Annotated in this window: 9 protein-coding genes; all 9 read right to left on the reverse strand. The window is 72.1% G+C overall.

Going from position 1 to position 12,738, the window contains the following annotated elements:
- Nucleotides 1–3 precede the first annotated feature (3 nt).
- The 9 genes from SSQG_RS34915 to asnB are packed head-to-tail and all read right to left on the reverse strand — an operon-like array spanning nucleotide 4 to nucleotide 12,735.
- On the reverse strand, nucleotides 4–651 hold the full coding sequence (locus SSQG_RS34915; RefSeq protein ID WP_003994711.1) for a PIG-L deacetylase family protein: 648 nt from the start codon (nucleotides 649–651) through the stop codon (nucleotides 4–6).
- Nucleotides 648–1,442: a hypothetical protein gene (locus tag SSQG_RS34920; protein WP_003994712.1), complete on the reverse strand. Its 795-nt coding sequence runs from the start codon at nucleotides 1,440–1,442 to the stop codon at nucleotides 648–650. Before SSQG_RS34920 ends, SSQG_RS34915 begins: the two co-directional genes overlap by 4 nt.
- A complete protein-coding gene (locus SSQG_RS34925) occupies nucleotides 1,439–2,674 on the reverse strand; it encodes a class I SAM-dependent methyltransferase (RefSeq protein WP_003994713.1) in 1,236 nt (411 codons plus the stop codon). The genes SSQG_RS34920 and SSQG_RS34925 overlap by 4 nt, the downstream gene beginning before the upstream one ends.
- Nucleotides 2,671–3,879 carry a glycosyltransferase gene (locus tag SSQG_RS34930; RefSeq protein WP_039935657.1) on the reverse strand — a complete coding sequence of 403 codons (1,209 nt, stop codon included), beginning with the start codon at nucleotides 3,877–3,879 and terminating at the stop codon, nucleotides 2,671–2,673. Before SSQG_RS34930 ends, SSQG_RS34925 begins: the two co-directional genes overlap by 4 nt.
- A 2-nt stretch (nucleotides 3,880–3,881) precedes the next feature.
- Nucleotides 3,882–5,141, reverse strand: coding sequence for a hypothetical protein (locus SSQG_RS34935; RefSeq protein ID WP_003994715.1), 1,260 nt, complete (start codon nucleotides 5,139–5,141; stop codon nucleotides 3,882–3,884).
- 1 nt (nucleotide 5,142) lies between these two features.
- Nucleotides 5,143–6,663, reverse strand: a complete 1,521-nt coding sequence (locus SSQG_RS34940; protein ID WP_003994716.1) for a right-handed parallel beta-helix repeat-containing protein — start codon at nucleotides 6,661–6,663, stop codon at nucleotides 5,143–5,145.
- A gap of 8 nt (nucleotides 6,664–6,671) precedes the next feature.
- A complete protein-coding gene (locus tag SSQG_RS34945) occupies nucleotides 6,672–8,615 on the reverse strand; it encodes a heparinase II/III family protein (protein WP_003994717.1) in 1,944 nt (647 codons plus the stop codon).
- Nucleotides 8,612–10,783 carry a bi-domain-containing oxidoreductase gene (locus SSQG_RS34950; RefSeq protein ID WP_003994718.1) on the reverse strand — a complete coding sequence of 724 codons (2,172 nt, stop codon included), beginning with the start codon at nucleotides 10,781–10,783 and terminating at the stop codon, nucleotides 8,612–8,614. The genes SSQG_RS34945 and SSQG_RS34950 overlap by 4 nt, the downstream gene beginning before the upstream one ends.
- Nucleotides 10,784–10,800: 17 nt before the next feature.
- On the reverse strand, nucleotides 10,801–12,735 hold the full coding sequence (gene asnB / locus SSQG_RS34955; RefSeq protein ID WP_003994719.1) for an asparagine synthase (glutamine-hydrolyzing): 1,935 nt from the start codon (nucleotides 12,733–12,735) through the stop codon (nucleotides 10,801–10,803).
- Between the last annotated feature and the right edge of the window lie 3 nt (nucleotides 12,736–12,738).

Genomic DNA, 12,738 nt, shown 5'->3' on the forward strand with positions numbered 1-12,738 from the left:
TTTTCATCCCCCCAGATTGAGTGTGAGTTTGGTGGCGGCGAACGCCTCGGCATAACGCGCGTGGCATTCGATGCCGCGGATCCGCGCCAGGCCGAGGAAGGCCTCCCGGTCGTACCAGGGCCGGTGCCGCTGCGAGGGGTAGTGCTCCTGCAGCAGCCGCACCTTCTGTTCGGCGATCTCCGGTGACAGCGGCTGGTAGGCGGCCGGCCGGCCGAGGTCGCCGTCCCACTTGACGATCTCGTAGCCGAGCACGAGGTGGTCGCGGAATGCGGTGGGTATCAGCCGCGCCAGGCCGCGGTGGTCCTGGTGCGCGTCATCGGTGCGCGGGGCCAGGATCAGATCCGGCTCGGTCTGTCCGCGCAGTTCCTCGACCGCGGCCTTGGCCTCCTCCCAGTGCGCGGGCAGCCGGCCGTCCGGCAGCTTGTGCACGGTGAGACGCAGGTCGGCGCCCGGGCAGAAGGCGGCCAGCGCGGCCCGCTCCTCCTGCTCCCGCTCGCTGCCACCGCCGGAGAGCACCAGCGCGTCGACTCGGACACCCGGCCGCGCGAGGCACAGCGTCAGCAGCGTGCCGCCGGCGCCGATGGCGATGTCGTCGCAGTGCGCGCCCACCGCGACGATCCGCTCCAGAGGTCCGGCCCCGAGCCCGATCACGCGGTCACCCCGGCGCCGTCCCGTTCCCACACGGCCCACGGCCGGTCGCCCCGGGCGTAGGCGTCGTCGAGCGCGGCCCGCTCCTTCACCGTGTCGGTCGGCTTCCAGAAGCCGCGGTGCTGATGCGCCACCAGCCTGCCCCGCTTGGCCAGTTGGGCACATCCGTCGGCGACCAGGTCCCCACCCTCCGGGATGTGGTCGAAGACCTCCTGGCGGAGCACGAAGTAGCCGCCGTTCTCCCACAGCGGCAGTTCGCTCACCGCCGTGATGCCCCCCACCAGGCCGTCCTCGCCCAGGTCCACGCAGTGGAACGAGGACTGCGGCGGCACCACCATCATCGACGCGCCGGCGTCGCGCCGCGCGAACCGGTCGATCATCTCCGGCAGCGGGGCGTCGGTGAGCACGTCGGCGTAGTTGGCGAGGAACATCTCGTCGCCGTCCAGGTGGTGCCGCACCCTGCGCAGCCGCTCACCGATCGGCGACTCGATGCCGGTCTGCGCGAACGTGATCGTCCAGTCGGCGATGTCGGTGGACAGCAGCTCGGTCCGCCCGCCCCGCAGCACGAAGTCGTTGGACGTCGTCTCCTCGTAGTTGAGGAAGAAGTCCTTGATGTGGTGCGCCCCGTACCCGAGGCACAGGATGAACTCGGTGTGCCCGAAGTGCGCGTAGTAGCGCATGACGTGCCAGATCAGCGGCCGCGGGCCGACCATCGCCATCGGCTTGGGCACGTCGTCCGCGGCACCGCTGCGCATCCGCATGCCGTAACCGCCGCAGAACAGAACGACCTTCATGCCTTGACCTCGACAATGCTCAGTTCCGGGATGGGGAAGACCAGACGGCCGCCCCACTCGTGCACGAAGGACAGCTGCTCGACCAGCTCGGCCCGCAGGTTCCACGGGAGGACGAGGACGTAGTCCGGCTTGTCGGCGGCTATCTGCTCGGGTGGCAGGATCGGGACGCGGGTGCCCGGGGTGAACCTGCCGTGCTTGTAGGGGTTGCGGTCGACCGTGTACGGGAGCAGGTCGGGCCGGATGCCGCAGTGGTTGAGCAGGGTGTTGCCCTTGCCCGGGGCGCCGTAGCCGACGACCGTCTCACCGCGCTCGGCCGCCTCGATGAGGAACCGCAGCAGGTCCCGGCGCACCTTGGCCACCCGGGCGGAGAACTCGGCGTACCCGGACAGCTCCTGCAGCCCGGCGGCCTTCTCCCGCGCCAGCACGTCGGCCACCCGCTGCGAAGGCTCGCCCGCCACCTCGGACGGCCGGGCCCACAGCCGGACGGAACCGCCGTGCGTGGGCAGCAACTCGACGTCCACGAGCGTGAGTCCGCCGCTCGCCAGCGCCCGGATCGCGGACGCGACCGTGTAGTACTGGAAGTGCTCGTGGTAGATCGTGTCGTACTGGTTCTCCTCGATCAGGGTCAGCAGGTGCTGCACCTCGACGGAGACCCAGCCGTCGTCGGCGACCAGGGCGCGCAGCCCCCGGGTGAAGCCGACGACGTCCGGGATGTGCGCGTACACGTTGTTGGCCACGACCAGGTCCGCCGGGCCGTGCTCGGCGCGGACGGCCGAGCCGGTGTCCGGGCTCAGGAACTCCGTGAGCGTGGGCACGCCCGCCTCCCGCGCCGCCGCGCCCACGTTCACCGAGGGCTCGATGCCGAGGCAGCGGATCTGGCGGTCCACCACGTGCCGCAGCAGGTACCCGTCGTTGCTCGCGACCTCGACCACGAAGGCGTCGGGGCCGAGACCCACCCGCTCCACGGCGCCGGCGACGAACGTGCGCGCGTGCTCCACCCAGGAGGTCGAGTACGAGGAGAAGTACGCGTACTCCTCGAACGTCTCCTCCGGCGTGATCAGCGGCGGGATCTGAGCCATCCAGCAGTCGGTGCAGACCCGCAGGTGCAGCGGGTACGCGGGCTCCGGTTGATCCAGTTGGTCCGCGGCGAGAAAGCTCTCACACGGCGGCGTCGCCCCGAGATCGACGACGCTCGCCATCGCTTCCGAGCCGCAGAGTCGGCATCGTGTCATGTACTGCCCCCCAGTAATTCCGACCGACCCGCGATCGCGGTGCGGTACTCCTCCATCAGGCGCTCCAGCCCGACGGCCGGGCTGAAGCCCTGTTCGTAACGGCGCCGGGCCGCCTGCCCCATCTCCCGGTTGCGGGCCGGCCCGGCCGTGATCCGGCGCAGGCAGGACGCGAGCGAGGCGGCATCGCCCGGCCGGTGCAGCAGCCCGGTCGCCCCGTCCTCGACGAGCTCGACGAACGCGCCGTGCCCGGCGGCGACGGCCGGGACCCCCGCCGCCATCGCCTCCACGACCACCAGGCCGAACGCCTCCAGCCAGGTCGAAGGAGCCACCACGGCGACCGACCGCGCGACGGCCCGCCGGCACTCCGCCGGGTCGTACAGGCCGACGTAGCGCACGTCGTCCCGGCCCGCCGCCCAGGCGGTCACCTCTCGCTCCAGCGGCCCCGCGCCGGCGACCACGAGCGGCACGCCCACACCACCGGCGGCGGCGAGCTCGTCCCACGCGGCCATGAGCAGCCGTACGCCCTTGGCCTCCGCCAGCCGGCCGAGATAGAGCAGATGCTCGCCGGAGCCCGCCCGGCAGGCGCCCGGGTCGGGCACGAAGTTGTGCTTCACCGCCAGCCGCTCGGCCGGCAGACCGGCCCCTACCAGGACGTCGCGCTGCGCCGCGGAGATGCAGAGGAACCGCTCTTCACCGGACCACCACCGCCGCCGGTTCACCGACAGACTCACCGCGAGCGGCACCGTCGCCAGCCGGGAGTTGCGGTAGCAGCCGTGCCGGACGGCGGGCAGCGGCGCGGACCCGACGCACTCGGTGCAGGGCCGGCCGTCCCGCTGGAGCGTGCCGGGCGGGCAGACCTGGGTGTAGTTGTGCAGCGTGGCGACGACGGGCACGCCGGCGTCGGCGCAGGCGGTCAGCACCGCCGGCGACAGGAGCGGGAAGACGTTGTGGACGTGCACCACGTCCGGCCGCTCGGCGCGCAGCCGGGCGGCGAGTTCCGCGCGGACCGCCGGGTTCCACGGCACCAGCAGCGGCACCGCGGCCTTGCCCAGCAGCGACCGGGCGGCGATGTCGTCGCTGCGCCGCTCGAACACCTCGACCCGGTGGCCGGCTCCGCGCAGCAGCGCCACCTCCTGGTCGACGACGTTGTTCTCCCCGCTCGGCTGCGCCGAGGCGTAGCGGTTGTGCACCACGAGGACGTGCATGTTCAGGTCACCTCCGATCTCCGGGCCCATCGCGGGACGGGACGTCGAGGGGTTGCGGGCGTCGAGGCTTCGGGCGTCGTGAGGGGAGTGGCCGCGGCAGGTGCCGCCAGCAGCGAGGCGGCCACGGTGAGATGCAGCAGATACGGCGAGGCGTCGCCCAGCCCGGCCTCGGTGTACGACGCGATCGCGCAGTAGCTGATCAGGAAGATCGCGCAGGCCCTCGACAGCGACGGCGGCCGCAGCAGGGCGACGCCGCCCAGCACGACCAGGAACGCCGCCACCAGGGCGACACCGGCCATACCCTGCTCGTGGTAGACGGCCAGCCAGCTGTTGTCGATCGGCAGCCCGCCGAACGACTTGTCGCCGAGGCCCGCGCCGAACACGTACTCCGAGGCCGTCCGGGGCGCCGCCAGCAGGGCGTCCCAGACCTTGGCCCGGCCGGTGAGGCTGGTGAAGTTCTCCTGGCTCTGTCCGCGCAGGAACCAGGCCTGCAGCGCGGAGCCGAAACCCACCGCGGCCACGGCGGCGCACAGCACCGCCCAGGTGAAGAACCGGCGGGCGGCGGCGCTGGTCAGAAAGAGCGAGCCGATCGCCAACGTCAGCCCGGCGAGCAGGCCGAGGGTGGCCGTCCGGGTGTGGGTCAGCGCGAGCAGGACGAGGGACGGCACGATGACCACTGCCGCGCTGGTCCTGTCGGTCCGACGGCCCATGAGGAGCAGCACGGTGAGCCCGATGATCACCGCGGCGTACTGTCCGATCTGCGGCGGGGTGAGCGGCCACAACGCGCCGACCAGCCGTCCGCCGTAGAGCTCGGGCAGGGCGGCGCCCGGTGAGATGACCAGGCCGGCGGCCACCGACCCGAGCACCGCGAAGTACATCCGGATGTGGTGCCGGACGAACGTCGGGCCGCCGTCCCACCAGCGGCTGAGCAGCCACAGCGTGCCGAGGAAGAGAGCCAGCCGGGCGCAGCGGAACAGCGCGCCGAACCCGGACTCCAGGTCCGCGCTGGAGATCACGCTCGGCACCAGCAGCAAGGTGAGCAGGAGCAGGAAGGCGCTGGCCCGGATACGCAGCCGGAGATTGACCGCGAGCGCCAGCGTGAACGCGGCGACCAGCGCACCCATGGTGACCATCTGGATGAGGGAGCGGGGCAGCGGGACGATGGTCTTCGCCCCGGCGGAACCGAGCGTGTTGAGGATCAGCAGCCCCCAGGCCGTCCCGACGACCCTCGACGTGTGGTCCGCGCCCGTGTCCGCGCGCATCTCAACCACCCTCCTGTGCACGGAAGGTGCTGCCCGCGTCCTGCCGGTACGGAGTGCTCTGCCACTGCCCGGAGTCCAGCAGCCGGCTCGGGTCGTGGGCGACGAACGTCCAGGGTCCGAGGTAGACGTTGTCGTGCCAGCGGTTGCCCTGCTCGCGGGTGATCGCCTCGGCCACCCGCTCGCCCTGGTACGGCGACCAGTCCGGATAGGTGCCGTAGTTGGCCAGCACCGCCATGCGGTCGCACTTCACCGTGCAGCCGACGACGGACTTGTCCAGCACGAAGCGGTTGCCGTGGATGTCCACCCGCTGGGTCTTCCACCGGCAGTCGGCGTAGAGCGGTGCGGTGGCGATTCCCGGCTGTGCGCAGCGGCCGGTGTCCTTCACCAGCAACGTGCAGTCACCGGAGGAGGTGTTGGCCGGACTGTTGCAGAACCGGTCGGCGTTCTCCCACAGGGTGATGCCGGACCAGTTGTTCTCCAGCACGTTCCGATAGATCTCGATCTTGTCGGTGCGGGCTCTGATCCGTGGTTCGCCGCCGGACTCGGACAGGTAGATCGTCGCGAACGGGAAGTTGTCCCCGCGGTCGGCGTACCTGCGGCCCTCGACCCGGTTGTTCCGCCGGATCGTGTTGTTCCGGATGACCGCGTTGTAGCTCGTCTCGTAGATCAGCGCGGCACCGTCGTTGGCCTCCAGCACGTTGTCCTCGACGCGGAAGTCGTTGTTGTTGGTGTCCGCCCACAACCCGGCACCGCGGTTGTCGTGCACCCAGTTGCCGCGCACATCGGCGCCGTTGACCGCCCAGAACTTGATGCCGCCGGTGCAGCCGCAGCCCTTCCGCCGCCGCTCCCAGTCGTCCCTGTTGTTGCCGGCGATCTCGTTGCCCTCGACCACCAGGCCGCTGATCCGGCCGGTGGCCTTGTACGCGTTCATGCCGTACTGACCGTTGCCGCGCAGGCAGCTGGCGCGGACCCGCTGGCGGGCACCGGCCATCAGCCCGGCGCCGGAGTTGTTCTGGATCGTCGCGTGCTCGACCACCCATTCGTCGGCCGAGTCGTGGTTGACCACGCCCTCGTCATGCGGTGCGACGAAACCCTGCACGGTCAGGTAGCGGATGGTGACGCCCCGGGCGGTGCCGCCGAACGCGTACTGGTTGGACTTCCGGCCGTCGAGCACCGCTCCCGGCGCGCCGAGGTAGGTGTTCCCCTCCTTGGGGAGGACCTGGGCGTAGCGGTCCGGTTCGAGCCTGTGCCTGCCCGGTCGCAGCCAGAACGTGGTGTTCGGGGGGCTGCTCTTGGTCTTCGCCGCCAGGTCACCGGCCACCGTGGGATCGACCGTCACCGCGCCCGCCGGCGCCTTCGCCGGCCCGGCCGCCGGCTTGTCGCACACCCGCGCCACGGACGTGGACGGCGCAGCGGTCGGCTTCGGCCGCGCGCCCGGCGTGCTCTCACAGCCGGTCGCCGCGAGCAGGGCCAGCGCCAGCGGCGCGGCCGGCCACGCCCAGTGCCGCCACTTGATCCCCACGCGCCCCCCTAGCCGCGGAACCCGAGCACGGTGGTGAACCCCTCCACGCCGTCGGCGAAGCCGGTGCCGACGAGTGTGGTGGCGGGTTCCTTGCGCCCGAAGCCGGCGGAGTACCAGCCCAGCGGCGGGTCGGTCTCGCCGCGGTGCGCCCGCCAGACCAGCTGCCCGGGCAGGTCGAGCACCGCGGAGCGGTCCTCGCCGTCGCGGGTCCAGGTGAGCACCGCCCGGTTTCCCACCAGGTCCGCTGCGATCGCGGGGCCGAGGTGGAACGCCAGCCGCACGGCCCGGCGCGGGCCGCGCACCTCGTCGACCACCCTCAGCTCCTCGGCTGCGGCCGTCAGCTCCACCCGGCGGCGGTGCACGGACTCCTGGTAGCCGTCGTGCTCGGCGCACCAGCGGGCCACCCCCTCCTCGGACGTATCCGCGACCAGGACGCGGCTGCGGGCATGCCGGGTCCACAGGAACGGGCCGCCGGAGACGGACTGGTCACCGTCGTCCAGTTGCAGGGTGTTGTGGCCGAGGGTGGACCGGAAGTACTGCCGCCACTCGGGCTGCCCGTGGTAGCAGAACGTCCCCGGGTCGGCGAGCACGTCGACCCCGTCGTGCCGGACCTCCACGGACAGCGCGTCCGCGTGGGCGTGCGCGGCGATGGACAGGAAGCCGTGCGGGCCACCGTCGCAGCGGCACCAGATCTTCTCCGGACCGCGCAGGGTGGTGAGCCCCGCGTCGGCGAAGTGGGCCGGCCGGCTCACCGGGCGGGACACGGCCAGTTCAGTGGGTTCGATGAGCGCGGCCAGCAGCGGGGTGCGCACATCGGTGCCGGTCACCGCCGGCCACCAGGCGAGCCGGCCGAACACGGCGTCCCCGGTGGCCAGCAGCGAGGCCCAGCGGTCGGTGCCCGCGCCGTCCACGACCAGACCGTGCCCGTCGTCCGCGTCCCCCTGGCGCGGCGGCCGCAACCGGTTGTCCACGACGGCCGCGAGCGCGTCGGTCATCCGCAGCAGCACAAGGCGGACGGTCGCGGGGACCGGCACGCCCGCCGCGTCCGCCTCGGCCACCGCGGCCAGGCCGAGCTCCAGCACCAGTCCGTGGTACTCGGTGGCCAGTTCGCGGTTGAGGCCGGAGACGAAGGTGTTGCCGCGCAGATGCCGCTCCAGGGACCGCAGCGCGTCGGCCCGCCAGCGCGCCGAGGCGGGGAACCACCCGAACGCGCAGGCCGCGGCGAACTGCCCGGCGGCCTCGGCGATGACGTGGTTGTTCGCCGAAGACCCCCGGCTGGGGAAGGCCGCCAGCCAGCGCTGGTGGTGCCAGATCTGGTTCAGCGCCACCGGGTTGCCCTCGAACAGCCCGGCCACGCCCGGCCAGCCGTCGAGCAGCCGGCGGATCCACACCCAGGACAGCAGCCGGATGCCCAGCTCGATGCCGCTGATCCAGTGCACGCCGCGCAGCGGTGGGTTGACCGTCCACCACGACCGCAGGTGCTCGGCCACCCGCTCGGCGTACCGCTCGTCCCCGGTGATCGCGTAGGCGGCGGCGAGCACGGTGAGGTACTGGTGCCGGGACGGCTCCCAGATCTGCTTGATGTCCCCGACCGCGTCCTCGTTCCGGTAGGGCACGTCGAAGGCGTAGCCACCCGGCGCCCGGCGCCCGGTCTTCGGGTCGTACCACCAGTCCGGGGCGGCCAGGTCGTCGCGGACCACCCCGAAGAACTCGGCGTGCCCCGCCATCAGCCGGTCCGCCTCGGCGATGAGGCGTTTCGCGGCGTCCGGCGGTACCGCGGCGATCGTCCCCGCGGGCAGCACCGCGGTGAACCGGGCGCCGGTCACGTTCGGGCAGTGCGGCGGAGCCGAACGCCACCGCCGCCTGCGCACCGCGTCGCCCGCCCGGCCGCCGACCTCCCGCGGTCCCATCCGGGACAGCCGCCGCAGGTACCAGCCCGCGCTCATGGTCATCGCGCTCTCGCCAACGTCACCGGCGCGCCGCCGGCCAGGCCGGCCTGCACGGCGAGGGTGGCCGCGGTGGTGGCGACCAGTGACTCCAGCGGCACCGGCATCGGCCCGCCGGTCCGTACGGCCTTGACGAACGCGGCCAGTTCGGCGTTCTGGCCCTTGTCCCGGGCCTTCGGCAGCCGCGAACTGACCCATCGCTTGCTGCCGTACACCGAGGCACGGACGAAGTCGTCGAGCCGCAGCACCTTGCCGTCCGCGACCATGTCCAGCGTCTCCTTGGGGAAGCCGGGCGAACCGGTGGTGACGTAGCTGATGGTGGCGGTGGACCCGTCCGGGTAGCGCAGCAGGACCTGCAGATCCTCGTTGCCGGGTGTGGTGATCGCGTACACCGAGACCGGGTCGGCCCCGAGCAGCCAGCTCGCCGTGTCGATGAAGTGTCCGCCCTCGCCGGCGAACCGTGAGCCCTCGGTGCCCTGCTGGAGGTACCAGCTGCCGTGGTCGAGACGGCCCGCGTTGACCAGGTAGCGCAGGCTCGCCGGGCCGGTCCGGGCGCCGAACCGCTGCCTGGCCTCCCGCAGCAGCGGCGCGAACCGGCGGTTGAAGCCCACCTGCAGCCGGTCGTTGCCGGACTCCTCCACCGCCGCGAGCACGCCCGCCAGCTCGTCCTCGCTGAGCGCCAACGGCTTCTCCACGAACACCGCCTTGCCGGCCAGCAGCGCCCGTCGGGTCAGTTCGGCGTGCGAGCTGTGCCGGGTGACCACGAACACCGCGTCGACGGACTTGTCGCCGAGCACGGCGTCGAGATCGGTGGTGGCCTCGGCGAAGCCGAACTTCCGCTGCGCGTTGGTCGCGGACAGCGCCGTCGTGGTGACGACCGTCGACAACTCGACGCCCTCGCGCTGTGCCAGGTGCGGCAGCAGCATCGACGTGGCGTAGTTGCCCGCGCCGACGAACGCGAGCCGCACCGGCGTCCTGGCGGCCCGGGCCGGGCTCGGCCGCACGTTCACCGGGGGCACGGCCACCGTCGGAGCCTGCGCTTCCACCTCCCGTCCGGGGTACCGGAACAGCACGGCCACGGCCTTCAACTCGCCGTCCTTCAGGCTCCGGTACGTCTCCACCGCGTCGTCGAAGTCGGCGACGTGGGAGATCAGGGGCTCCACGTCGACGCTGCCGCGGGCGGCGAGGTCGAGGAAGCACGCCAGGTTGCGGCGCTCGGTCCAGCGGACATAGCCGATCGGATAGTCGCGCCCTTCGAGTTCGTACTCCGGGTCGTAGCGACCGGGACCGTACGACCGGGAGAACCGGACGTCGAGCTCCTTCTCGTAGTACGCGTTCCACGGCAGGTCCAGGCGGCACTTGCCGATGTCGACGACCCGGCCGCGGTCCCGGCAGAGCCGGGCGGCCAGCTCGACGGGCTGGTTGCTGCCGCCGCCGGCGGCCAGATACACCTGGTCCACGCCGTGACCGCCGGTGAGTTCGGCGACGGAGGCCTCCACGGCCGAGGAGTCGGGATCGCCGCAGGCCGCCGCGCCGAGGCGTTCGGCGAGCTCGCAGCGCGCCGGGTCGGGGTCGACCCCGACGACGCGGACCCCCGAGGCGGCAAGGAGCTGTACCACCAGCTGCCCGATCAGCCCGAGCCCGATGACCAGCGCCACCTCGCCGAGCCGCGGCTCGCCCTGGCGGACGCCCTGCAACGCGATCGACCCGACCGTGCCGAAGGCGGCGTGCCGCGGCGCGAGACCGTCCGGCACCGGGGTGTACAGGTTCTTCGGCACCCAGTTGAGCTCGGCGTGCAACGCGTGTTCGTTGCCGGCGCAGGCCACCAGGTCGCCGACCTTCACGTCGTCGATCCCGGCGCCGACCTGCTCGACGACCCCGCACAGCGAGTAGCCCAGCGGCGTGTAGGAGTCCAGCTTGCCCATCACCTTGCGGTAGGTGGCGGGCACCCCGTTGGTGGCCACGCTCTGCATGACCTTGGCCACCTGGTCCGGGCGGGAGCGGGCCTTGCCCAGCATCGACATGCCGGCCTCGGACACCTTCATGAGCTCGGTCCCGGTGGATATCAGCGAGAAGGCGCTGCGGACCAGCACACCGCCCGGCTTGCATCCCGGCACCGGCACGTCGAGCACCGCCAGCTCGCCGCTCTTGTAGTTCTGCACAACCTGCTTCACACGAACTCCCGTGATTCCTAAGCCGTCAACCGAGTGCTCTGGCGGGACCCGGAGGTCGCGTCGCGATACCAGTACTCGAGGGTCAGTACGTGCCACAGATGCTTGGAGAAGTCCTGCTGCCCGGCGGCGTCCTCGGCGACCATGCGCGCCAGCGCGTCGCGGCGCAGGAACCCGGAGCGGACGAGCTCGCCGTCATGGACGACCTCGCGCACCAGAGGTGCCAGGTCCCGGCTCATCCAGGCGCGCAGCGGGGCGCTGAACAGGCCCTTGGGCCGGTACACGATCTCCCGGGGCAGGACCGAGGCGGCCGCCTCCTTGAGGACGGCCTTTCCCTGCCGTCCGACGATCTTGCGGTCACCGGGCACGGCGAACGCCGCCCTGACCACCTCGACGTCCACGTACGGCACCCGCACCTCGGTCGAGGCGGCCATGCTGGAGCGGTCCGTGTACGTGAGGTTCAGCCCCGGCAGGAACATCCGGGCGTCCGTCAGGCACATGCGGTTGACGAAGTCGTCGAGATCGTTGTCCGCGTAGACGTCCGCGTGCTCGGTCAGCACGTCCTCGACCGTCCCGGCCAGGTCCGGATCGAGCAGGGCGAGCAGCTCGCTCTGGTCGTACATGGTGTAGCTGCGCCGGAACGCGGTCTCCTCCGGCAGATCGGCGAAGGAGAGGAACCGCTTCGCGAAGCGCACCGACCGGAACCCCCGGCGGGACGTGGCGACCGGCAGCCGGTCCACGGCCCCGGACACCCCGCGCCGCAGAGGCCGCGGGACGCGCTGGTAGCGCAGCGCGATCAGGTTGGCCAGGTGCTTGCGGTACCCGGCGAACAACTCGTCGGCGCCCATCCCCGAGAGCATCACCTTGACCCCGGCCTCCCGGGCGGCCGAGCAGATCAGGAACGTGTTGATCGCGGCGGGGTCTCCGATCGGCTCGTCCAGGTGGTACGTCATCCGCGGCAGCAGGTCGAGCACGTTCGGGGCGATCTCGATCTCGTGCAGGTCGACGCCGAACCGCTCGGCCACCTGCCGGGCGTAGCGCAGGTCGTCCGGCATCGCCTCGAACCTGGCGTCCTCGGCGCGGAAGCCGATGGTGTACGCGGAGATCCCGGGCCGCTCGTGGGCCGCCAGCGCGGTCAGGTAGCTGGAGTCGAGGCCGCCGGAGAGAAAGGTCGCCACGGGTACGTCGGAGAGCAGGTGGCGCCGGGTCGATTCCTCGACGACGGCGGCCAGGTCCGGCTGCTCCCCGGCCCGGGCCCGCTCCCGGCCCTCGGCGGCGACGTCCTTCAGGTTCCAGAACCGGCCGCGCTCCACCCGGCCGTCGGGCCGGCACCGCAGCCAGCTCCCCGGCGGCAGCTTCTCCACCTCCCGGAACGCGCAGCGCGAGTCCGGCACCCAGTAGTACAGCAGTGAGGCCACCAGCGCCGCCTGGTCCACCTGGAGCGGCCCGCCGGTCGCGCCGGCGAGCGCCTTGAGCTCGGAGGCGAACACCAGACCCTCGCCGCGCCGGAGCAGGAACAGCGGCTTGATGCCCAACTGGTCCCGGGCGAGGACCAGTTCACCCGTCCGCTCGTCGAAGACGCCGAACGCGAACATGCCGCGCAGCCGGGGCAGGCAGTCCGTGCCCCAGCGCCGCCAGGCCTCCAGCAGCACCTCGGTGTCGGAGGTACCGCGAAAGCGCACCCCCGCGGCCGCCAACTCGGCCCGCAGTTCGGTCGCGTTGTACAGCTCGCCGTTGTACGTCAGGACGAGGCCGTCCGAGACCATCGGCTGGGCGCCGGTCCCGGACAGGTCGATGATGGCCAGCCGGCGGTGTCCGAGGTGCACTTCGCCGTCACCGGCGGGATGGCTGTACCGGCCCGCCCCGTCCGGACCGCGGTGGGCGAGGGTGTCGGTGAGCCGGTCGGTCACGGCCTTTCCGTCCGGCCATCGGTACGTGCCTGCGATGCCACACATGTC

Origin of the sequence: Streptomyces viridochromogenes DSM 40736 (genome assembly GCF_000158955.1) — a bacterium.
Lineage (GTDB): Bacteria > Actinomycetota > Actinomycetes > Streptomycetales > Streptomycetaceae > Streptomyces > Streptomyces venetus.